The organism is Phenylobacterium sp. GW823-FHT02A09, assembly GCF_058797775.1.
In genome coordinates this window covers 662,387-682,251 of the sequence record NZ_JBXAJZ010000002.1, presented here as the reverse complement: position 1 = coordinate 682,251, position 19,865 = coordinate 662,387, and the positions used below count along the sequence as shown (strand labels likewise).

At 70.1% G+C, this 19,865-nt stretch carries 21 protein-coding genes; 9 read left to right on the top strand and 12 right to left on the bottom strand.

Features of this window, described 5'->3' with window-relative positions; all coding sequences use genetic code 11:
- Window positions 1–10 precede the first annotated feature (10 nt).
- The gene (locus tag AC1Q87_RS10555; RefSeq protein ID WP_492608903.1) at window positions 11–397 is read left to right on the top strand and encodes a PaaI family thioesterase; all 387 of its coding nucleotides are present in this window, start codon (window positions 11–13) and stop codon (window positions 395–397) included.
- Here AC1Q87_RS10555 and AC1Q87_RS10550 read toward each other — a convergent pair.
- Window positions 394–1,380: an NAD(P)-dependent oxidoreductase gene (locus tag AC1Q87_RS10550; protein WP_492608902.1), complete on the bottom strand. Its 987-nt coding sequence runs from the start codon at window positions 1,378–1,380 to the stop codon at window positions 394–396. The two genes, AC1Q87_RS10555 and AC1Q87_RS10550, sit on opposite strands and share 4 nt — an antisense overlap.
- A 79-nt stretch (window positions 1,381–1,459) precedes the next feature.
- On the opposite strand from AC1Q87_RS10550, the gene AC1Q87_RS10545 reads away from it, so the two are divergent.
- Genes AC1Q87_RS10545 through AC1Q87_RS10535 form a run of 3 tightly spaced genes read left to right on the top strand, consistent with a single transcriptional unit; the run spans window position 1,460 to window position 4,194 of the window.
- The gene (locus AC1Q87_RS10545; RefSeq protein ID WP_492608901.1) at window positions 1,460–1,906 is read left to right on the top strand and encodes a MarR family winged helix-turn-helix transcriptional regulator; all 447 of its coding nucleotides are present in this window, start codon (window positions 1,460–1,462) and stop codon (window positions 1,904–1,906) included.
- A 47-nt stretch (window positions 1,907–1,953) separates the two neighbouring features.
- Window positions 1,954–2,874, top strand: coding sequence for a bifunctional helix-turn-helix transcriptional regulator/GNAT family N-acetyltransferase (locus AC1Q87_RS10540; protein WP_492608900.1), 921 nt, complete (start codon window positions 1,954–1,956; stop codon window positions 2,872–2,874).
- Window positions 2,875–2,925: 51 nt separating this feature from the next.
- Window positions 2,926–4,194 (top strand): sulfatase family protein, encoded by a 1,269-nt coding sequence (locus tag AC1Q87_RS10535; protein WP_492608899.1) that lies wholly within the window; start codon window positions 2,926–2,928, stop codon window positions 4,192–4,194.
- Window positions 4,195–4,203: 9 nt separating this feature from the next.
- Here the strand turns inward: AC1Q87_RS10535 and AC1Q87_RS10530 are convergent, their stop codons facing one another.
- Window positions 4,204–4,533: a DUF6481 family protein gene (locus AC1Q87_RS10530; protein WP_492608898.1), complete on the bottom strand. Its 330-nt coding sequence runs from the start codon at window positions 4,531–4,533 to the stop codon at window positions 4,204–4,206.
- 164 nt (window positions 4,534–4,697) lie between these two features.
- Between AC1Q87_RS10530 and AC1Q87_RS10525 the strand changes: the two genes are divergently transcribed.
- On the top strand, window positions 4,698–5,306 hold the full coding sequence (locus tag AC1Q87_RS10525; protein WP_492608897.1) for a DUF6134 family protein: 609 nt from the start codon (window positions 4,698–4,700) through the stop codon (window positions 5,304–5,306).
- On the opposite strand, the gene leuB is transcribed toward AC1Q87_RS10525, so the two are convergent.
- From leuB to leuC, 6 genes are read right to left on the bottom strand one after another with little or no spacing between them, the layout of a single operon-like run.
- The gene (gene leuB, locus AC1Q87_RS10520) at window positions 5,303–6,355 is read right to left on the bottom strand and encodes a 3-isopropylmalate dehydrogenase (protein ID WP_492608896.1); all 1,053 of its coding nucleotides are present in this window, start codon (window positions 6,353–6,355) and stop codon (window positions 5,303–5,305) included. The two genes, AC1Q87_RS10525 and leuB, sit on opposite strands and share 4 nt — an antisense overlap.
- A 27-nt stretch (window positions 6,356–6,382) precedes the next feature.
- The gene (locus AC1Q87_RS10515) at window positions 6,383–6,685 is read right to left on the bottom strand and encodes a putative quinol monooxygenase (RefSeq protein ID WP_492608895.1); all 303 of its coding nucleotides are present in this window, start codon (window positions 6,683–6,685) and stop codon (window positions 6,383–6,385) included.
- On the bottom strand, window positions 6,682–7,293 hold the full coding sequence (gene leuD, locus AC1Q87_RS10510) for a 3-isopropylmalate dehydratase small subunit (RefSeq protein WP_492608894.1): 612 nt from the start codon (window positions 7,291–7,293) through the stop codon (window positions 6,682–6,684). Before leuD ends, AC1Q87_RS10515 begins: the two co-directional genes overlap by 4 nt.
- A 25-nt stretch (window positions 7,294–7,318) precedes the next feature.
- Window positions 7,319–8,176: a VOC family protein gene (locus AC1Q87_RS10505; protein WP_492608893.1), complete on the bottom strand. Its 858-nt coding sequence runs from the start codon at window positions 8,174–8,176 to the stop codon at window positions 7,319–7,321.
- Window positions 8,173–8,892, bottom strand: a complete 720-nt coding sequence (locus AC1Q87_RS10500; protein WP_492608892.1) for a hypothetical protein — start codon at window positions 8,890–8,892, stop codon at window positions 8,173–8,175. The genes AC1Q87_RS10505 and AC1Q87_RS10500 overlap by 4 nt, the downstream gene beginning before the upstream one ends.
- Window positions 8,892–10,316 carry a 3-isopropylmalate dehydratase large subunit gene (gene leuC / locus AC1Q87_RS10495; protein WP_492608891.1) on the bottom strand — a complete coding sequence of 475 codons (1,425 nt, stop codon included), beginning with the start codon at window positions 10,314–10,316 and terminating at the stop codon, window positions 8,892–8,894. The genes AC1Q87_RS10500 and leuC overlap by 1 nt, the downstream gene beginning before the upstream one ends.
- Before the next feature lie 177 nt (window positions 10,317–10,493).
- Between leuC and AC1Q87_RS10490 the strand changes: the two genes are divergently transcribed.
- Both AC1Q87_RS10490 and AC1Q87_RS10485 read left to right on the top strand, forming a co-directional pair.
- Window positions 10,494–11,396 (top strand): LysR family transcriptional regulator, encoded by a 903-nt coding sequence (locus AC1Q87_RS10490; protein WP_492608890.1) that lies wholly within the window; start codon window positions 10,494–10,496, stop codon window positions 11,394–11,396.
- A gap of 6 nt (window positions 11,397–11,402) precedes the next feature.
- Entirely contained in the window at window positions 11,403–11,945 is a 543-nt protein-coding gene (locus AC1Q87_RS10485; RefSeq protein ID WP_492608889.1) for an AAA family ATPase, read from the top strand.
- 12 nt (window positions 11,946–11,957) lie between these two features.
- On the opposite strand, the gene AC1Q87_RS10480 is transcribed toward AC1Q87_RS10485, so the two are convergent.
- Both AC1Q87_RS10480 and AC1Q87_RS10475 read right to left on the bottom strand, forming a co-directional pair.
- Window positions 11,958–12,593, bottom strand: a complete 636-nt coding sequence (locus tag AC1Q87_RS10480; protein ID WP_492608888.1) for an HAD-IA family hydrolase — start codon at window positions 12,591–12,593, stop codon at window positions 11,958–11,960.
- Window positions 12,594–12,598: 5 nt separating this feature from the next.
- The gene (locus AC1Q87_RS10475; protein WP_492608887.1) at window positions 12,599–13,414 is read right to left on the bottom strand and encodes an acyl-CoA thioesterase; all 816 of its coding nucleotides are present in this window, start codon (window positions 13,412–13,414) and stop codon (window positions 12,599–12,601) included.
- 164 nt (window positions 13,415–13,578) lie between these two features.
- Here AC1Q87_RS10475 and AC1Q87_RS10470 point away from each other — a divergent pair, with 164 nt between their 5' ends.
- Complete coding sequence (locus AC1Q87_RS10470; protein WP_492608886.1) at window positions 13,579–13,968, top strand: GFA family protein; 390 nt, start codon at window positions 13,579–13,581, stop codon at window positions 13,966–13,968.
- 7 nt (window positions 13,969–13,975) lie between these two features.
- Here AC1Q87_RS10470 and polA read toward each other — a convergent pair whose 3' ends face one another.
- Entirely contained in the window at window positions 13,976–16,840 is a 2,865-nt protein-coding gene (polA, locus tag AC1Q87_RS10465) for a DNA polymerase I (RefSeq protein ID WP_492608885.1), read from the bottom strand.
- Window positions 16,841–17,049: 209 nt separating this feature from the next.
- Here polA and AC1Q87_RS10460 point away from each other — a divergent pair, with 209 nt between their 5' ends.
- Window positions 17,050–19,071, top strand: a complete 2,022-nt coding sequence (locus tag AC1Q87_RS10460; RefSeq protein WP_492608884.1) for a hybrid sensor histidine kinase/response regulator — start codon at window positions 17,050–17,052, stop codon at window positions 19,069–19,071.
- On the opposite strand, the gene AC1Q87_RS10455 is transcribed toward AC1Q87_RS10460, so the two are convergent.
- Window positions 19,068–19,856 (bottom strand): isocitrate lyase/PEP mutase family protein, encoded by a 789-nt coding sequence (locus AC1Q87_RS10455; protein ID WP_492608883.1) that lies wholly within the window; start codon window positions 19,854–19,856, stop codon window positions 19,068–19,070. The two genes, AC1Q87_RS10460 and AC1Q87_RS10455, sit on opposite strands and share 4 nt — an antisense overlap.
- Window positions 19,857–19,865 lie beyond the last annotated feature (9 nt).

Sequence of the window (19,865 nt, the reverse complement as noted above, 5' to 3'; positions counted from 1 at the left end):
AGGACGCCACATGGCGCAGGACACCGGCATGCCCTTTTCCAACCTGATGGGCGTGGAGATCATCGAGCGCGGCAAGGACCGCGTGGTCGGCCGGCTGGTCGTCCGCGAGGACCTCTGCACCGCCGGCGGCATCCTCCACGGCGGCGCGTTCATGGCCTTCGCCGACGCCTTGGGCGCGATCGGCGGCTTCCTCAACCTGCCGGCCGGCGCGCGGACCACGACCCTGGAGTCGAAGACCAACTTCCTGGGCGCGGCCAAGGTCGGGACGACCGTCACCGGCGAGGCCGTTCCGCTGCACGTCGGCCGCCGCTCCAGCGTCTGGCAGACGCGCATCACCAGCGCCGAGGGCAAGCTGCTGGCGCTGGTGCTGCAGACCCAGATGACGGTCGAGGCCTAGACCGCCGCGATGTCCGCCGCGCGGGTGACGTTGAGCATCGGCTCGCCGCGCAGGTAGCGGCCCAGGTTCTCGAGGAACAGGGCGTCGCCGCGCGCCCCGGTCAACTCGCCGCGGTTGGAGGCGTGCGGCGTGACCCGCACCTTCGGATGGTCCCAGAACCAGGCGTCGGCCGGCAGCGGCTCGGTCTGGAAGACGTCGAGCACGGCGTGGGCCGGCTGGTCGCGGTCGAGGCCGGCGCGCAGGGCCTCCTCGTCGACCAGCCCGCCGCGGCCGATGTTGATGAGGATCGCGCCCGGCTTCATCGCCGCGAAGAACGCGGCGTCGGCCAGGTCGCGGGTCTCTTCGTTCAGGGCGCAGGCCAGCACCACCACGTCGGCCTGGGGCAGGGTACGCGGCAGGTCGGCGAGGGTGCTGACCGCGTCGGCCAGCCCCTCCGGATCGGGCGAGCGCCGCACCGCCTCGACCTGAGCGCCGAACGCCTTGGCGCGCTGGGCGATCTCGCGGCCGATATTGCCGAAGCCGACGATCAGCCAGCGGGTCTGGCCGACCTCGCGGAAGTTGACCGGCGTCCAGGCGTGCGCGGCCTGGTGCGCCGCCTGCTCGGAGATCGGGTGCAGCAGGCTGAGCGCGTGGATGGTCACGTACTCGGCGATGGCCGGAGCCTGGGCGCTGGAATTGGTGACGGTCAGCCCCTCGCGGGCCAGCGGCTTGAACATCGGGTTGTCGAGCCCGGCGAAGGCGGTCTGCACCCAGCGCGCGTCCGGCGAGGCCGCCAGCCGCGGGAAGTAGTCGCCGCCGCGCTTGCCGAACGCGTCGAGGCTCAGCCACCAGATGTCAGGCTTGAGATCGCCGGCGTCGAACGGCGCGCCTCGCAGGGTCAGGCCGCCGTCAGGCTCCAGCACCACGACGTCGAGATCGGGAGCCAGGGCGGCCAGGCGGTCGGCGATGCGCTCGTAGGGCGCGCGGAGGAGCAGGGCTTGCATGCCCGAACTCTAGCTTGGCCCCCGGATCCGGCAATCCAAGACATTTGACAGCATATTGTCAAAGTGACAGGATACTGTCATGGAAGCTTCCGCCGACGCCGTCCTGCGCCTGGTCGAGGCCGTGGGGACCGCGGCCGACCGCTTCGCCGAGGTCGAGGAGCGCATGTTCTCCGACACCGGCATGACGGGAGCGCGGGTGCGGGTCGCCACCGTGCTGGCGGCGCCGGGAACCGCCCGCACGGTGCCGCAGATCGCCCGCACCCTAGGTCTCAGCCGCCAGGCGGTGCAGCGGGTCGCCGACGACCTCGCCGAACGCGGCCTGGCCGAGTGGCGAGAGAACCCCGAGCACCGTCGCGCGCACCTTTTGCAGCTCACCTCCGAAGGCCGCGCGGCCTATGGCGAGGCGTTGCAGCGCAAGGCGTTGTGGGCCCAGGGACTGTCCGAAGGGCTGACCCCCGCCTGGCTGGCCGTGGCGACCGAACTTCTGGGCCTGATGAGCCGCCGCGCGGGGGGCAAAACACGATAGTTGACTCAGTCAACTACATGGAATTTCCTGCCTGCAGAGGAGATTCCATGCTGTCTCGGGACCCCGTCGCCGCCGTGCGGCGTTTCAACCGCTTCTACACCCGCCGCATCGGCGCGCTGGACGAAGCCCACCTCGGATCGCCCTACACGCTCGCCGAAATGCGCGTGCTCTACGAGGTCGCCCAGGCGCCGGACGGGATCACGCCGAAGCTGCTGGCGGCGTGCACGGGAATGGACAACGGCTATCTCAGCCGCGTGCTCAAGCGCTTCGAACGCGAGGCGCTGCTGACCCGCCAGACCTCGGAAAGCGACCGCCGCAGCGTCTCGGTATGGCTGACCTCCGAGGGCATCCACGCCTACAATCGCTGGCTCGGCTCGGCCCAGGGCGCGGTCGAGGGGATGCTGGGCGCGCTGACCACCGTCCAGAAGACCAAGCTCACCAAGGCCATGGCCGAGATCGAGCACCTGCTCGAGGAGCCGTCCGCCGGGAAGATCGTGCTGCGCGGCCATCGGCCCGGCGACATCGGCTGGGTCATCCATCGCCACGGAACGCTCTATGCGCGCGAGTACGGCTGGGACGAGCGGTTCGAGGCGCTGGTCGCCCAGATCGCCGCCGATTTCGTGAACAACCTCGACCCTGCCCGCGAGCGCTGCTGGATCGCCGAGCGGGACGGCGAGATCCTCGGCTCGATCTTCCTGGTCAAGGGCGAGCAGCCGGGGCAGGCCAAGGTGCGGCTGCTGCTGATCGAGCCGACGGCGCGGGGCCTGGGCCTGGGCAAGCGGCTGGTCGCCGAGTGCGTCGCCTTCGCGCGCAAGGCCGGCTATGGCGAGATCACCCTGTGGACCCAGAGCATCCTGACCGCCGCCCGCGCGGTCTATGCCGGCGCCGGGTTCGAATTGGTCGAAAGCCGCCCTGACGGCGCCTTCGCCAAGGGCCTGATCAGCGAGACCTGGGTGCTGAAGCTCTAGGGCGCGCTGCGGCGGGGTGACAACGCTTACGGCCGCCCTAGAGTGCGCGCCATGCGCAAACCCAATTTCATCGTGATCATGGCCGACGACCTCGGCTACGGCGACCTCGGCTGCGACGGCGGCAAGGTCATCCGCACTCCGCACCTGGACCGCATGGCGTCCGAAGGCGTGCGGCTGACCGACTTCTACGCCTCGGCCAATGTCTGCACGCCCTCGCGCGCCGGCCTGCTGACCGGCCAATACGCGATCCGCAACGGGTTGGCGCACGAGGTCATCCAGCCGGCTGACACCACCGGCCTGCCGCCGGACGCCCTGACCATCCCAAAGGCGTTGGGTGAGGACTACGCCAGCGCCCTGATCGGCAAGTGGCACCTGGGCCACGTGGCGCCGCACTGGCCGCCGATGGTCTATGGGTTCGACCGCTTCTACGGCCTGCCCTACAGCCACGACATGAAGCCGCTGGCGCTCTACGACAGCGCCACCTCGCCGATGACCGAGAGCAAGGCCGACTTCACCAAGCTGACCCAGTGGTTCTTCGAGCAGACCATCGCCTTCGCCGAGCAGAACCGCGAGCAGCCGTTCTTCGTGCTGCTGACGCTGACCGCGCCGCACATCCCGCTGAAGCCGAACCCCGACGACCTGACCGGCTCGCCCGGCGGCGCCTATGGCGAGGTGGTCGAGGAGATCGACCTCAACGTCGGGCGGCTGCTGGAGAAGCTGAAGGCGCTGGGTCTCGACGAGGACACCATGGTGGTCTTCACGTCGGACAACGGGCCGTGGTTCGAAGGTTCGTCAGGCCCGTTCCGCGACCGCAAGGGCGGTTCGGCCTGGGACGGCGGCTTCCGGGTGCCGTTCATCGCCCGCCAGCCGGGGACGCTGCCGGCCGGAGCCGTCAGCAACGCCCTGGCCAGCAATCTCGACCTGCTGCCGACTCTGAACGCCATGGCCGGTCGGCCGCCGGTCGGGGGTCGCGAACTGGATGGCGCCGACCTGTCGGCGGTGCTGAAGGAGGGCGCGGCCTCGCCGCACGAAGAGATCGTGCTGTTCGACAACGCCAAGGTCGCGGCCGTACGCACGCCGCGCTGGAAGTACGTGGCGCGGTCCTACTACCGGACCTACGACATCCCGCTGGACGGCTATCCGCTGCTCTTCGACATGGATATCGATCCGGGCGAGAGCTACAGCGTCGCGCGCAACTTCCCCGAGGCCGCGGCCGACATGCGGGCGCGGCTGGAAAAGGCCAGAGCCAAGTACGAGCCTATGGCGGACGCGTTCCCGCCGCACGTGGCGCCGGCCTCGGCGGCCGACCACCCGGACTGACGGATCAGTCTACTTGCGGCGTTGCTTGCGCGCAGCGTAGCGGGCGTCGCGCGCGGCCTTCTGGGCGGCGCGCAACTCCAGCTCGGCGGTCTCGGCGTTGAACGCGTCGATCTCGCGCTTGAGCTCGTCCTGCTCGGCCTGGACGCGACGACGTTCGGCGCGCTCGACCTCGCGCTTGGCGCGGAGTTCGGCCAGCTCGTTGGCTTTGATGGTGGCGCGATCGGTGCCCGGGTCGGCCGTGACGGTGGGTTTCACCTTCATCTTGGCCAGGAGAGCCTTTTTGGCTTCGAGGGACGCTGACGCGCGGTCTTGGAAAGTGCTGTTCTTAAGATAACTCATGCGGGCGTCCCCATCTCCCATATCGCTGGAAAATGCAATCGCGAGATGGTGCGTTTGTTCGCCGCGGCGCGTCCGTGTGGCGCGGCTGCACGTATCTCCCGCATAGGCGCGGCCGCGCCGGGACCGGGAGCGTCGTCATGCAGGCGATTTCGCGCAGAACCGTTATGACGACGGGCGTTGCGCTGTTCGGCGCGCCGCGGGCCGTGGCGGCGGACAAGCTCGCCTTCGCCGTGTTCCGGAACGGGGTCCGGGTCGGCGACCACGAGATGACTTTTTTCGGCGCGGCCGAAGATGTCGCGGTCCGCACCGAGGTGTCGCTGGTGGTCAAGCTGGGGCCGGTCCCGGTCTATCGCTACACGCACCGGGCGCTGGAGCGCTGGCGTGGCGGGCGATTTGCGAGCCTGGAGACCACGACCGACGGCAACGGCAAGCGGCAGCGAGTGGAGGCGCGGCGCGATCCTGATGCAGTGGTGATCGACAGCGCCGGCGGGCGGCTGCGGGCGCCGGCCGACGCCGCGCCGCTGACCCACTGGAAGGCGACGGTCCTGAGCGGGCCGCTGTTCAACCCGCAGGAAGGCAAGCTGCTGCGGCTGACCGCGCGGAGGGTCGGCGCCGAGCAGGTCAAGCTGGCCAGCGGCAAGCTCATTTCCGCGACCCGCTGGAGCCTGCGCGGCGAGAGTCAGATCGACGACTGGTACGATCAGGGCGGCGACTGGGCCGCCCTGCGCGGCCGTCTCCCGGACGGCTCGACGATGGAGTACCGCCGGCTCTAGAGCGCGGCGAGCACCGCGTCGCCCATCTGCACGGTCGACAGCGAACCGCCGAGGTCGCGGGTGCGGGCCCCGCCTTCGAGCGCCTTGACCACGGCGGCGTAGAGCTTGTCGGCGGCCTCGGCGCGGTCCAGCGACCAGCGCAGCGCCATCTCCAGCGACAGGATCGCGGCCAGCGGGTTGGCCAGGTTCTGGCCAGCGATGTCCGGGGCCGAACCGTGGATCGGCTCGTAAAGGCCCGGCTTGCCGGCGGCGCCGAGCGCGGCCGAGGGCAGCATGCCGAGCGAGCCGGTCAGCTGGGCGGCGGCGTCCGAGAGGATGTCGCCGAACAGGTTGTCGGTGACCATGACGTCGAACTGCTTGGGGTTCTTGACGATCTGCATGGCGGCGTTGTCGGCCAGGATGTGCTCGAGCTCGACGTCGGCGTACTCGCGCTTGTGCAGGTCGGAGACCACCTCGCGCCACAGCAGGCCCGAGTCCATGACGTTGGACTTCTCGGCCGAGTGGACCTTGTTGCGGCGGCCGCGGGCCAGTTCGAAGGCGACGCGGGCGACGCGTTCGATCTCGGCGGTGGTGTAGACCTGGGTGTCGACGGCGCGCTTGCCGCCCTCGGGCAGCTCTTCGATGAAGCGCGGCGAGCCGAAATAGATGCCGCCGGTCAGCTCGCGGACGATCATGAAGTCGAGGCCTTCGACGATCTCGCGCTTGAGGCTGGAGGCGTCGGCCAGGGCGTTGAAGCACAGGGCCGGGCGCAGGTTGGCGAACACTTCCATGCCGGCGCGCAGGTTCAGCAGCCCAGCTTCCGGGCGCTTGTCGCGCGGGGCGCCGGCCCACTTCGGACCGCCGACCGCGCCCATCAGCACGGCCTTCGACGCCTTGGCGGCGGCGAGGGTCTCTTCGGTCAGGGGCAGGCCGTGGGCGTCGTAGCTGGCGCCGCCGAACAGCCGCTCCTCGATGGCGAGATCCGGGGTCAGGGCCTCGGCCACGCGACGGACCTGCGCGGTCACTTCCGGGCCGATGCCGTCGCCGGGCAGGAGGAGCAGGTCGGTCATGTGGGAACCCCCGTAAAAGTCACGCGCCTAGAGCTGGCGTTCGGAGGCGATCTCGTAGGCGAAGAGCCGGCGATCGGAAACCCCGAAGGCGGGCCAATGGCTGCGCCAGGTCGCCATGTGCGGCGTTTTGAAGTGGGCGTCGAGCGCGGCCTGGTCGCGCCAGGCCTCGAACACTCGGATCAGGCCGGGATCGAGCACGTCCTCGGCGTAGGAATATTCGAGGCAGCCGTCCTCGGCGCGGCTGGCGTCCAGCATGGCGCGCATGTGCGGCCGGAAGTCGCTTAGGACCTCCGGCGGCACCCGCACCGTGCCGGCGATGATCAGGCTCACGCCCGTTCCAGCCAAGGCTGGCTGATGGCGCGCTTGCCCTCGAAGACGTCGATGGACGGCGCGGCTTGCAGGGTCTCGCCGATGGCGTCGAGGCCGTTGAGCATCTTGTCTTTGCGGGACGGATCGATCTGGAAGCTGAAGGTCTTGCCGGACGGCGAGACCACGGTCTGGGCTTCGAGGTCGACGGTCACCATGTGGTTGCCGCCCTTGGCCTCTTCCATAAGGTCCTGAACTTCCTCGGGTTTCAGGATCACCGGCAGCAGGCCGTTCTGGAAGCAGTTGTTATAGAAAATGTCCGCGAAGCTGGTCGAGATCACGCAGTCGATCCCGAAGTCCATCAGCGCCCAGGGCGCGTGCTCGCGCGAGGAGCCGCAGCCGAAATTGTCGCCGGCGACCAGCACGCCTGCGCCCTTGTACTCGGGCCGGTTCAGAACGAAGTCGCTCTTTTCCTTGCCGTTTTCGTCGAAGCGGAAGTCGTAGAACAGGCCGCGGCCCAGGCCCTCGCGTTCCACGGTCTTCAGGAACTGCTTGGGGATGATCTGGTCGGTGTCGATGTTCGCCAGCGGCAGCGGGGCGATCTTGGCGTCGAGACGGGTGAAAGCTTGCATGGCGTGGTCTTAGCAGAGGTTCAGGTCAGGTCGAGGGCCGGGCGGACTGCGAGATCAAGAGCGTCGGGGCGGACGCAACCCCTGATCGTATGGTGCAGACGCGGGTGCCGGGCTTTCGGCCGGTTTTCACTTCGGAAACGTCGAAACCTGCCGAAGCGATGCGGGCCTGGGCGGCGTCGATGTCGGCGACTTGCCAGGCAAGGCCTCCGAAGCTGTCGGCGCCGTCGGATTCCTGCCGATCGAGGCGCGAGGCGAACTCCACGACGCTATCGGCGCAGCGGAAGAACAGCTGCCGGACCTTCCAATCGGGGTTGGAGCGGTCGAGGCGCAGGTCGAGGCCGAGCTTGGCGCCGTAGACCGCCAGCGCCCGGTCGGGGTTGGGGGTGTAGATCACCACGTGATCGAGCTGGGCGATCGGCGCGTCGCCGGTCGGCTCGGACAGCGGCCAGGCGACGCCGTCGCGGGGCGGGGCGGTGAGCAGGATGTTGATCCCGCCGACCGCGGCCGCGTCGAGGGCGCTGGTCGTCCAGTAGCGCTTGCGGCCGTCGTCGTGGGTCGAACGCGTCGAATGCGGCGCCGAGCCGCCGATCCCGCGGCGGGCCAGCAGGGCCTGGGCCGCTTCGATGTCGGGGGTGGTGAAGGCGATCGCCCAGATGCCCTCGCCGTGGGAGTCGAGGTGGGCGCGGATGGTGTCGCCGAACGCGCCCTCGCCGTGCGGCGCGATGACGTCGAGCGCCATGTTCGGCAACTGGAACCAGGCGTGGCGCGCGCCGCCGTCGCCGCCGACCCAGTTGGGCGCGACGCCGAGCAGGCGGGTATAGCCGTCGATGGCGGCCGGCAGGTCGCGCACCGCCAGGGCGATGTGGTCGAGTCCTGAGATCACGGGGTCGTCGTCCAGTAGGTTGGGGCTTCGAGCTCGGGCTCGTCGGCGTCGAGCAGCAGCCGCAGCGAGGCGATGACGAAGGCCACGCCATAGACGAGCAGCAGGGCCAGGCCCGCGGCGGCGAAGCCGACCCGCCAGCTGCGCTGCACGGCCGGATCGACGAGCTGGCGGCCGCCGGCCTTGAGTCCGAGCACCTTGCCGTTCAGCAGTTCGACCTCGAGCTTGGCGCCCGGCTGCAGCCGCAGCAGCGGGACCGGGCTGCCGCAGTTGCGATCGATGCGGCAGGGCAGGATCAGCGGGCTGGCGGTGGTCACGAGATTGATCCCGAAGCTGCGCCCGAAGGCGCCCACCTTGTCGATGTGCTCAAGCTGGCCGGCGACAGTGCGGCTGGGGCCGAGATCGGCGCGCAGGCCCGAGCCCATCAGCCAGATCCCGGCGACCAGGATCGGCGCGCACAGGGCGACCATCGCCGCCTCGACCGGCTTGTCGAAACGGTCGCGGTCTTCGAAGGCGGCGAGGTTCTGGCGCATGCGGAAGATCACCGCCAGCAGGCCGACCACGACGATGTAACCGCCGATCAGCATCAAGGGCCCGACTTGGCCGGGCCCGCGACCGAAGATCCCGCCCTCGCCCATGAAGGCGGCGGCCATGGCCCCGAGACCGGCGCAGAGGATGGGAAGCCCCCACCAGATCAGAAAGCTGGTGCGGGCGCTCATCACATGAAATCTCTGACGTCGGCGATGTGGCCGGCGATGGCGGCGGCCGCGGCCATGGCCGGGCTCATCAGGTGGGTCCGTCCGCCGCGGCCCTGGCGGCCCTCGAAGTTGCGGTTCGAGGTCGAGGCGCAGCGTTGGCCGGGGGTGAGGCGATCAGGGTTCATGCCCAGGCACATCGAGCAGCCCGGCTCGCGCCAGTCGAAGCCCGCGGCCTTGAAGATGGCGTCCAGGCCTTCTTCCTCCGCCTGTTCCTTCACCAGGCCCGAGCCCGGCACGACCATGGCCCGCACGTGCTCGGCGACCATCTTGCCGTGCACGAAGGCGTGCTGGACGACCTTGGCCGCCTCGCGCAGGTCCTCGATGCGGCTGTTGGTGCACGAGCCGATGAACACCACGTCGATTTTGGCGTCCTGGATCGGCTGGCCGGCGGTCAGGCCCATGTATTCCAGGGCGCGGGCAGCCGAGGCGCGCTTGTCCGGGGTGGCGAAGCTGTCGGGATCGGGCGCCACGTCGGTGACGGCGATGACGTCCTCAGGCGAGGTGCCCCAGGTGACCAGCGGGGCGATCGCGCTTCCGTCGATCACCACCTCGCGGTCGAACACCGCGTCTTCGTCGGTGAAGAGGGTCTTCCAATAGCTGAGCGCCATTTCCCAGGCGCCGCCCTTGGGGGCGGCCGGGCGGCCCAGCATGTAGTCGTAGGTCGTCTGGTCCGGCGCGACCAGGCCGGCGCGGGCGCCGCCCTCGATGGTCAGGTTGCACAGGGTCATGCGGCCTTCCATCGACAGGGCGCGGATGGCCTCGCCGGCGTATTCGATGACGTAGCCGGTGCCGCCGGCGGTGCCGATCTCGCCGATGATCGCCAGGGCGATGTCCTTGGCCCCGACGCCGGGCGCCAGGGTCCCGTCGACGGTGACGCGCAGGTTTTTCGCCTTCTTCTGGCGCAGCGTCTGGGTGGCCAGCACGTGCTCGACCTCCGAGGTGCCGATGCCGTGCGCCAGGGCGCCGAACGCGCCGTGGGTCGAGGTGTGGCTGTCGCCGCAGACGATGGTCATGCCCGGCTGGGTGCGGCCCTGCTCGGGACCGACCACGTGGACGATCCCGTTGCGGATGTCGCCCATCGGGAAGAACTCGATGCCGTTGTCCTTGACGTTGCGCTCGAGCGTCTGGAGCTGCAGGCGCGCTTCGTCGTCGGCCACGGCGGCGACGCCCTTGGCCTGGCCCTCGGTCGGGATGTTGTGGTCGGCGACCGCAAGCGTGCGGTCCGGACGGCGTACCGGCCGGTGGTTGGCGCGAAGGCCCGCGAAGGCCTGCGGGGTCGTGACCTCGTGGATGAGGTGCAGGTCGATATAGAGGATCGTCTCGCCGTCTTGTTCCTCGACGACGTGGGCGTCCCAGATCTTATCGTAAAGCGTCTTTCCAACCATGGCCGGCATCTAGACCCTTTCCGGTTCGGGTGGAAACACCTGAGCCGGAGAAAAGACGGACTTTCCGTAGGTGTTTCGAGCGCGCCGGCCTCAGCGGCCGGCGCCGCCTTGCCGGAATGGAAAGCCGCACGCCGACCCGTGTTTGCCGAATTTTGCAGATCGGCTATTCATTAGTGCATGGCGAACGCCGATTGGGACCTGTTTCAAAGCCTGCATGCCGTGCTTCAAGCCGGCAGCCTGTCAGCGGCGGCCAAGGCGCGTGGGCTGACCCAGCCGACCCTGGGGCGTCACATCGAGGCGCTGGAGCAGAAGCTGGGCGCGCCGCTGTTCCTGCGCTCGCCGCGCGGCCTGACCCCCACCGACCTCGCCCGGCAGCTGGAAAGCCACCTGGCCGAGATGCACGCGGCGGCGGCGGCGGCGCTGCGCGACGCCTCCGGCGCGGCCGACGAGCTGAAGGGTGCGATCCGCATCACCGCCAGCCAGATCATGGGCGCCGAGGTGCTGCCCGCGATCCTCGGGTCGTTCCGCCGCGAGCATCCGGAGATCGACATCGAGCTGGTGCTGTCCAACCGCGCCGAGGATCTGTCGCGGCGTGACGCCGACATCGCCGTGCGCATGGTGCGTCCGACGCAGGGGGCGCTGGTCGCCCGCAAGGTCGGGGCCATCGGGGTCGGGTTCTACGCCTCGCCCGACTACATCGAATGCTTCGGCGCGCCGCAGACCCTGGAAGAACTGACCGCCCACACGGTGGTCGGGTTCGATCGCGAGACCCCGGCGCTGCAGGCCCTGGCCGACCTGGAGCTGCCCTGGGAGGTCAGCCGCGAGCTGTTCGCCTTCCGCTCGGACAACGACCTGGCCCAGATCGCCGCGATCCGCGCCGGGGTCGGGGTCGGGGCCTGCCAGCACCAGATCGCCCGCCGCTACGGGCTGACCCCGCTGCTCTCCAACGCCTTCGGCTTCGAGCTCGAGGTGTGGATCGCGATGCACGAGAACCTGCGCGGCCACCGGCGCATGCGGCTGATGTTCGACCACCTGGTGGCCGGCTTCCAGGCGTTCATCGCCGAGGGGCGCAAGGCCTAGTCCACGATGTCCGGGCATATCCATATCGTCGGGGCCTCGTCCTCGGGCACGACCACCTTGGGCGCGGCGTTGGCCGAGCGCCTGGACTGCCGGCACCTCGACACCGACAGCTACTTCTGGGAGGCGACCGACCCGCCGTTCACCGCCAAGCGGCCGGAGGCCGAGCGGGTGGCGCTGATGGAGGCGGCGTTGGCGGGCGCGCCGTCCTGGGTGATCTCCGGGTCGCTGATCGGCTGGGGCGACGTGTTCGTTCCGCGCTTCGACCTGGTGGTCTTCCTGCACGTGCCGCAGGACGTGCGGATGGCGCGGCTGATGGCCCGCGAGCAGGCGCGCTACGGCGCGGCGATCGCCCCGGGCGGGGCGATGCACGCGGCGCATCTGGAGTTCCTGGCCTGGGCGCAGGCCTATGAGACGCCGGGCTTTCCGGGGCGCAGCCTGGAGCGGCACCGGGCCTGGCTGGCGGGGCTGGCCTGCCCGGTGGTGGAGATCGTCGGGACGCCGAGCCTGGAGGACAGCGTGGCGCGGGTGCTGGCGGCGGCCGCCCGATAGAGGATCTTGCGCTTAGCGGGCCAGCAGGCCTGGCAGCTGCGCCATGGCGGTGAAGACCTCGGCGCCGGCGTCGGCCAGATCGCGGGCGGTGTCGGCCGGGGCGTAGCCGAGGGCGCGCATGCCGGCGGCCTTGGCCGCCTGGACGCCGGCCAGGGAGTCCTCGACCACCACGCAGCGGGCGGGATCGGCGCCCAGCGCCTGGGCGGCGTGGAGGAAGAGGCCGGGGTCGGGCTTCCAGGCGCCGACTTCGTAGGCGCTGAAGACCCGGCCCTCGAAGCGATCCATCAGGCCGGTCAGTCGCAGCGTCTGGTCGAGCTTGGCGAGCGGGCCGTTGGAGGCGACGCAGATCGGTGCGGCGATGACGGCGAGCGCAGCGTGCACGCCTTCGACCGCGCGTAGGTCGGTCTCGAAGGCCGCGGCGGTGGCGGCGCGGACCTCGGCGATGAAGTCCGGCGAGACAGCCGCGCCGGCGCGGCGTTCGATCTCGGCCACGCAGTCGGCGATCTTCAGCCCCCGGAAGACGGCCAGGGCCTCGGCCGTGTCCATGCGCGCGCCGGCGGCGGTGGCGGCCTTCGCCATCACCGCCAGGGCGATCTCCTCGCTGTCGACCAGCACGCCGTCGGAGTCGAAGATGACCAGGTCGATCATCGCGCCTAGCCGCGGGCGACGTGCATCATGTTCGAGCCGCCGCTGGCGATCAGCCGGCCGTCGGCGCTCCAGACCCGGGCCTGGCCGTGGATCAGGCCGGCGAGCGCGGTGTCGGCATGGGCGTCGACCAGCAGCCAGTCGGCGGCGCCGGCCCCCTGGTGGAACCAGACGGTGACGTCGAGGCTGGGGGCCACATAGTCGGGACGGTCGGCGAGGCCGCGGTGGTGGGTCGGCCAGAGCAGGGTGTCGATCAGGATCAGCGGCCGGCAGGCGTCTAGGAAGGCGTCGCCGGGTTCGTAGCCGACGAAGCTGTACCATTCGCGCAGCAGGGCCGGGCCCGGCGGGCGCGGCTGGTCCCAGGGGATGAAGTTCAGCGGCTTGGCGTCGATGTTGTTCCAGAAGCCGTTCACCTGCTCCTTGCCGACGTGCTCGGCGATGGTCTTCAGGCCGTCGGGGCCGGGAACGTCGGGCATCACCGCCTGCGCGGTGAGCGGGCCGGAGTCCTTGCTGGTGGTCCACACCTGGGCCTGCAGGAAGGTCTTGCCCTCCTGGACCAGCGCGACGTTGAGCAGCCAGGCGTTGCGGCCGGTCTTCACCGGCGTGACCTGGGCCTCGACCGGCGCGAACTTGGCGACCGACAGGTACTGGACCGAGATGGTCGCGGGGCGGTGGCCTTCGGGGGCCACGGCGCCGGCCGCGCGCAGGGCCACCGACGAGACGTAGCCGCCGTTCGGGCCCCAGATGTTCCAGTCGCTGTGCAGGTCGGCCCGCAGGACCTCCCCGTCGCGGACCACCGCGGTGTCGAGCTGAAGCGCGCCCATCTGCATTTCCCCCCTCTGCAATCTGGCGGGGCAGATAAGCCAAGCTTCGCCATTGGCGGTAGTGCCGCACGAGCACACCTCGCCGACCAAACGCGCGACGCCGCCGGTCCGCGGTCGCTCCCGGCGCCGGCGCCGGGCTAGAGAGGCGGCAGGAGGCCTGACCCATGCTGACCGGCGGATGTCTTTGCGGCGAGGTGCGCTATGCGGCGAAGGGCGAGCCGATCAACGTACGCGTCTGCCATTGCCGGCTGTGCCAACGGGCGATCGGGGCGGCGTTCAACGCCCGCGCGCTCTACGCGGTCGAGGCCGTGACCCTGAGCGGTCCGGTCGGGACGGCGCATTCGTCCGAGGGGCTGAAGCGCGGCTTCTGCACCCGCTGCGGCACGACGATCTTCTCCAAGCGCGAGGCGCTGGGGATCATGGGCCTGACCAGCGGCAGCATGGACGATCCGAGCGGCTTTGCGCCGACCGACCACATCTGGGTGTCGAGCAAGCAGCCGTGGCTGAAGCTGGACGACGGCCTGCCGCAGCATGCGGAAGGACCGCCGGCCTGATCCTGGCCTAGTGCGCGTCGTCCCAGTTGGCGGCGGCGCGGGCCTCGACGACCAGCGGCACCGATAGGGCCACGGCCGGCTCGGCGGCGCGCTCCATGATCTTGCGGACCACGGCGATGGTCGCTTCCGCCTCGGCCGCCGGGGCTTCGAAGACCAGTTCGTCGTGCACCTGCAGCAGCATCTTCGCCTGCAGGTCGGCGGCTTTCAGGGCCGCCGGCATGCGGATCATCGCCCGGCGCATGACGTCGGCGGCCGCGCCCTGGATCGGGGCGTTGATCGCCGCGCGGTCGCCGAAGGCGCGCTCGGCCTGCGACTTGGAGTTCACCGCCGGGATGTGGACCTTGCGGCCGAAGATGGTGGTCACGAAGCCCTGGGTCCGCGCCGCCTGCTTGGTGCGGTCCATGTAGGCGCGGATGCCGGGGAAGCGCTCGAAGTAGGTCTTGATATAGGCCCCGGCCTCGTCCTGCGGGATCGACAGCTGGTTGGCCAGGCCGAAGGCCGAGATGCCGTAGACGATGCCGAAGTTGATCGCCTTGGCGCGGCGGCGGGTCTCGGACGGCATGCCCTCGATCGGCACCCCGAACATCTCCGAGGCGGTGGCCGCGTGAATGTCGTGGCCCTCCATGAAGGCCTTCTTCAGCTGCGGGATGTCGCCGACGTGGGCGAGGATGCGCAGCTCGATCTGGCTGTAGTCGGCGCTGATCAGCACGTGGCCCGGTTCGGCGATGAAGGCCTTGCGGATCTTGCGGCCCTCTTCCGTGCGGATCGGGATGTTCTGCAGGTTCGGGTCGTTCGACGACAGCCGCCCGGTGGTGGTCGAGGCCAGGGCGTAGGAGGTGTGGATGCGGCCCGAGCGGTCGGCGATCGCGCTGACCAGGTTGTCGGTGTAGGTGCCCTTGAGCTTGGACAGCTGGCGCCAGTCAAGCAGCACGCGCGGCAGTTCGTGGCCCTGGGCGGCGAGCTCTTCCAGAATCGAGGCGTCGGTGCCCTGCGCGCCGGTGGCCGTCACCCGCTTCGAGGCCAGGCCCATCTCGCCGTACAGCACCTCGCCGATCTGCTTGGGGCTGCCGAGGTTGAACGGGCGGCCGGCCAGGCGGTGCGCCTCGGCCTCGAACTCGCCCATCCGCACCGAGAAGTCGTTGGAGAGCTTGCGCAGGGTGTCGGTGTCGACCTTGATCCCCTCGTTCTCCATCGCCGCCAGCACCGGCGGCATGCCGCGCTCCAGGGTCTCGTAGACGGTCAGCAGGCGCTCGTGCGCCAGCCGCGGGCGCAGGTGCTGGTAGAGCCGCAGGGTGACGTCGGCGTCCTCGGCCGCGTAGCAGGTCGCCGGCTCCAGCGGCACGTGCTTGAAGCTCTTCTGCGACTTGCCGGTCCCGGTGACCGACGAGAACTTGATCGGCTCGTGCTCCAGCCAGCGCTTGGAGAGCTCGTCCATGCCATGGCTTTTGTGCAGCCCGCCCTCGAGGGCGTAGCTGATCAGCATGGTGTCTTCGATCGGGGCGACCTTGATCCCGTGCCGGTCGAGGACGGCGATGTCGTACTTGGCGTTCTGGGCGACCTTGAGCACCGCCGGGTCTTCCAGCAGCGGCTTCAGGCGGGCGATGACCTCGTCGAGCTGCAACTGCTCGATCGACTCCGGGGTCTCGAACTCGAGGCCGCCGGTGCTTTCGTTCTCATGGCCGACCGGGATGTAGCAGGCCTCGCCGGGCGCGACGGCCAGGGAGACGCCGCAGAGGTTGGCGTTGGCCGAGGACAGGGCGTCGGTCTCGGTGTCGAAGGCGACGACGCCGACGGCCTTGGCGCGGGCGATCCAGGCGTCGAGGGTCGTCAGGTCGCGGACGCAGACATAGTCGCTGGGGTTGATCGCCGCGGCGACCGGCGCGGCGGCCGGACGGGCGATGGGCGCGGGGGCCGGAGTCGCCGAGGCGGTCGCGCCGCCGCCGGCCACGCGGCGGGCGAGGGTGCGGAACTCCATCTCCTCGAGGAAGGCGGCCAACTCCTCGGCGTTGGGATCGTCGACGACCAGCGCGTCGACCGGCTCGGGCAGCGGGGTGTCGCAGTCCAGCCGCACGAGCTCGCGCGAGAGGCGGATCTGGTCGGCGAATTCGATCAGGGTGTCGCGGCGCTTGGGCTGCTTGATCTCGCCGGCGCGGGCCAGCAGCGTGTCGAGGTCGCCGTATTCGTTGATCAGCAGGGCGGCGGTCTTGACCCCGATGCCCGGCGCGCCCGGCACGTTGTCGACGCTGTCGCCGCACAGGGCCTGGACGTCGACGACCTTTTCCGGCGGCACCCCGAACTTCTCGATCACCTGCTCGCGGCCGATCTTCACGTTCTTCATGGTGTCGAGCATCGACACCCGGTCGCCGACCAGCTGCATCAGGTCCTTGTCGGACGAGATGATCGTCACCTCGCCGCCGGCGTCGCGCACCTTGCACGCGTAGGCGGCGATGAGGTCGTCGGCCTCGTAGCCGGGCAGCTCGAGGCTGGGGATGCCGAAGGCGCGGGTGGCGCGGCGCATCAGCGGGAACTGCGGGACCAGATCCTCGGGCGGCGGCGGGCGGTGGGCCTTGTATTGGTCGTAGAGCTTGTTGCGGAAGGTCTTCTCGGAGTGGTCGAAGATCACCGCCAGGTGGGTCGGCGCCTCCGGCTGGGCCTTCATGTCGACGAGCAGCTTCCAGAGCATGTTGCAGAAACCGCTGATCGCCCCGATCGGCAGGCCGTCGCTCTTGCGGGTCAGCGGCGGCAGCGCGTGGTAGGCGCGGAAGATATAGCCCGAACCGTCGACCAGATAGAGCCGCACGGCCGGCCCGTCCTGGGTCGGTTCGCGGGGGATGTCGGCGAGGGTCGGGGCGGCGAGGGGCGCGTCGGTCATGGCGGGAACATAGGGTGCACGCGGGCGAAGGTCATCCGCCGCGTGGCGACGCGGCGCAGGTTCGCCTGTGGCGGCATTATACGTAAAATGCGTAAAGTACAGTGCAAGTACTCGCGCGTTTATCTCACGTCGTTAGTGATCGGCGTGTAACGTCGAATCAATACACTCATGAGAAGTTGTGACGATCATTCTCGGGGAGTGGGCGGTTCGTGGAGATTCTCGGACTCTGCTTCAGCAATAATGTCGACGGCGTCGCGACGGGTCACGACGGCGCCCTGGTGTTGATCTCCTATCTGGTGGCGGTGGTGGCCTCGTTCACCGCCCTCGACATGGCCGAGCGGCTCAACTCGGCCCAGGGGCCGGCCCGGCGGTTCTGGCATCTCGGCGCGGCTGGGGTGCTGGGCGGCGGGGTCTGGTCGATGCACTTCATCGCCATGCTGGCCTACCGCACGCCGTTCAAGGTCGAGTACGATCCGGGGCTGACCATCCTGTCGGGCGCGATCGCGGTGATCGCCGTGGCCGGCGGGCTGAAGGCGATCGCCGACGGGGGCGGCTGGCGCCGGATCCTGACCGGCGGGACGCTGGTCGGGCTGGGCGTGGCGGTCATGCACTACATGGGCATGGAGGCGATGCGGCTGCCGGGCGAGGTCTATTACCAGCCGGGCTTCTTCGGGCTGTCGGTGCTGATCGCAGTGGCGGCGGCGAGCGTCGCGCTGTGGCTGGTGGTCAACCTGCGCACCGCCCGCCAGCGGGCGGCGGCGGCGATCGTGATGGCGGCGGCGATCTGCGGCATGCACTTCACGGCGATGGCCGGCACGGTGATCGTCGCTGGACCAGGCGTGGCGGCCGACGGGCAGCTGGTCTCCGGCTCGCTGCTGTCGGCGACGATCGCGGCCTGCACGGCGCTGATCCTCACCGTCGGGCTGATGTGCGCCTATATCGACCGGCGGCTGGAGGCGCGCTCGCTGGCCGAGGCCGAGCGGCTGCGCGAGATCAACGGCCAGCTGGAATCGGCGGTGCAGTCACGCACCACCGACCTGACCACCGCCCTGGCCGCGCTGGACGAGCAGCGCCGCCGGGCCGAGGACGCCAACCGCGCCAAGTCCGACTTCCTGGCCAATATGAGCCACGAGCTGCGCACGCCGCTGAACGCGGTGATCGGCTTCGCCGACATCCTGCGCATGCGCAGCGTCGAGCCGCTGACCGAGCGCCAGACCGAGGCGGTCGAGCAGATCCATACCGCCGGACGCCATCTGCTGGCGCTGATCGAGGAGGTGCTCGATTTCGCCAAGATCGAGAGCGGCAAGGTCTCGGTCTCGATCGAGGCGATCGACCCGCACGAAGTGGCCCAGGCCCTGGCCGGGACCTTCCGGCCGATGGCCGACCGCACCGGGATCAGCGTGACCATCGCCGAGCCGGACGCCGTGCTGGCGGTGCGCGCCGACCAACTGCGGCTCAAGCAGGTGCTGGCCAACCTGATGTCCAACGCCATCAAGTACAACCGCCCGCGCGGCGCGGTGGAGGTGACCATCCGGGCGCTGGGCGAGCGGGTGCTGATCAGCGTGCGCGACACCGGGCTGGGGATCCCCACCGGACGCATGGCCGACCTGTTCGAGCCGTTCGAGCGGCTGGGCCGCGAGGGTTCGGGCGTGGAGGGCGCGGGCCTTGGTTTGGCCCTGACCCGGCGATTGGTCGAGGCGATGAACGGCAAGCTCGACGTCCAGAGCCTGGAGGGCGTCGGCTCGACCTTCATCGTCGACCTGCCGGCGGCCGAGCCGGCCCAGGTCGCCACCCGCGACGAGGACCGCCGCCAGGCGCTGGCCGGCAAGGCCCCGGACGCGGTGGTGCTCTATATCGAGGACAATGCTTCGAACATCCGGCTGATGCGCCACATCGCCGAGGCGCTGGGCAGCCTCGACCTGCATGTCGCCGAACTGCCGATGGAGGGGCTGGAGCTGGCCGCGGCCCTGCGCCCGGACGTCATCCTGCTGGACATCAACCTGCCCGGCATGGACGGCTTCCAGGTCAAGGCGCGGCTGGAGGCCGACCCGGCCACCTGCGACATCCCGGTGATCGCGATCTCGGCCAACGTGCTTGCCGAGACGGTGACCCGCGGCAAGATCTCCGGCTTCCAGGGCTATCTGACCAAGCCGATCAACATCCAGGCCCTGGTCGCGGCGATCTCGGCGGCGGTCGAGCGCACGCCGCCGCCGTCCGCGGTCAACGCCTAGCTGAAGCGCTTGTTGAGGTCGGCCAAGCCCTGCCCGGCCTGGGCCAGGGCGTTCGCATCGCCGCTGGCCAGGAACTCGCCCATCGCCCGGCCGAGCGCGGCGTAGGCGGCGCGGAACGGGGCGGTGGCCGAGGACAGCCGGCGCACGCCGAGCGCCTGCAGCCGCTCTGCGCTCGGCGCGCCGCCGCGGCCCATGACATTCAGCGGCAGGGCGATATCGCGCGCCAGGGTTCCGAGCAGGGTCTCGTCGACCGGGCCGGGCACGAAGATCCCGTCGGCCCCGGCGGCGCGATAGAGCTCGGCGCGGCGCAGGGTCTCGGCCAGCGCCGCCTCGCCCTGGGCCAGACCGCGCAGGTAGACGTCGGTCCGGGCGTTGACGAACAGGCCGGCGCCGGCCGCCTTGCGGACCGCCTCGATCTTGCGGGCGTGCAGGTCGGGGTCGCGGCCGCCGTCCTCGAGATTGATCCCGACGGCGCCGGCGCCGACGACGCCCTTGATCGTTTCGGCGAGGGTCGCGAGGTCGTCGGAATAGCCGCCTTCGATGTCGGCGGTCAGCGGGACCTTCACTACGCGGGCGATCTCGCCGATGGCGGCGAGCAGGGTGGGGACCGGCAGCAGGTCGCCGTCGGCGTAGCCGTGGGCCCAGGCGACGGCGGCCGACGAGGTGGCCACGGCCTTGGCGCCGGCGTCCTCCATCAGCGCCGCGCTGGCGGCGTCCCAGGCGTTGGGCAGCACCAGGATCTGCGGACCCGTGTGGAGCTGCTTGAAAGTCTCGGCTTGGTTCATGATCGCCTC

What these genes read in the sequence shown, in the direction of transcription:
- AC1Q87_RS10555 (WP_492608903.1), top strand. Translation starts at nt 11, where the DNA reads ATGGCGCAGGACACCGGCATGCCCTTTTCCAACCTGATGGGCGTGGAG.
- AC1Q87_RS10550 (WP_492608902.1), bottom strand. Translation starts at nt 1,380, where the DNA reads ATGCAAGCCCTGCTCCTCCGCGCGCCCTACGAGCGCATCGCCGACCGC.
- AC1Q87_RS10545 (WP_492608901.1), top strand. Translation starts at nt 1,460, where the DNA reads ATGGAAGCTTCCGCCGACGCCGTCCTGCGCCTGGTCGAGGCCGTGGGG.
- AC1Q87_RS10540 (WP_492608900.1), top strand. Translation starts at nt 1,954, where the DNA reads ATGCTGTCTCGGGACCCCGTCGCCGCCGTGCGGCGTTTCAACCGCTTC.
- AC1Q87_RS10535 (WP_492608899.1), top strand. Translation starts at nt 2,926, where the DNA reads ATGCGCAAACCCAATTTCATCGTGATCATGGCCGACGACCTCGGCTAC.
- AC1Q87_RS10530 (WP_492608898.1), bottom strand. Translation starts at nt 4,533, where the DNA reads ATGAGTTATCTTAAGAACAGCACTTTCCAAGACCGCGCGTCAGCGTCC.
- AC1Q87_RS10525 (WP_492608897.1), top strand. Translation starts at nt 4,698, where the DNA reads ATGACGACGGGCGTTGCGCTGTTCGGCGCGCCGCGGGCCGTGGCGGCG.
- leuB (WP_492608896.1), bottom strand. Translation starts at nt 6,355, where the DNA reads ATGACCGACCTGCTCCTCCTGCCCGGCGACGGCATCGGCCCGGAAGTG.
- leuD (WP_492608894.1), bottom strand. Translation starts at nt 7,293, where the DNA reads ATGCAAGCTTTCACCCGTCTCGACGCCAAGATCGCCCCGCTGCCGCTG.
- AC1Q87_RS10500 (WP_492608892.1), bottom strand. Translation starts at nt 8,892, where the DNA reads ATGAGCGCCCGCACCAGCTTTCTGATCTGGTGGGGGCTTCCCATCCTC.
- leuC (WP_492608891.1), bottom strand. Translation starts at nt 10,316, where the DNA reads ATGGTTGGAAAGACGCTTTACGATAAGATCTGGGACGCCCACGTCGTC.
- AC1Q87_RS10490 (WP_492608890.1), top strand. Translation starts at nt 10,494, where the DNA reads ATGGCGAACGCCGATTGGGACCTGTTTCAAAGCCTGCATGCCGTGCTT.
- AC1Q87_RS10485 (WP_492608889.1), top strand. Translation starts at nt 11,403, where the DNA reads ATGTCCGGGCATATCCATATCGTCGGGGCCTCGTCCTCGGGCACGACC.
- AC1Q87_RS10480 (WP_492608888.1), bottom strand. Translation starts at nt 12,593, where the DNA reads ATGATCGACCTGGTCATCTTCGACTCCGACGGCGTGCTGGTCGACAGC.
- AC1Q87_RS10475 (WP_492608887.1), bottom strand. Translation starts at nt 13,414, where the DNA reads ATGGGCGCGCTTCAGCTCGACACCGCGGTGGTCCGCGACGGGGAGGTC.
- AC1Q87_RS10470 (WP_492608886.1), top strand. Translation starts at nt 13,579, where the DNA reads ATGCTGACCGGCGGATGTCTTTGCGGCGAGGTGCGCTATGCGGCGAAG.
- polA (WP_492608885.1), bottom strand. Translation starts at nt 16,840, where the DNA reads ATGACCGACGCGCCCCTCGCCGCCCCGACCCTCGCCGACATCCCCCGC.
- AC1Q87_RS10455 (WP_492608883.1), bottom strand. Translation starts at nt 19,856, where the DNA reads ATGAACCAAGCCGAGACTTTCAAGCAGCTCCACACGGGTCCGCAGATC.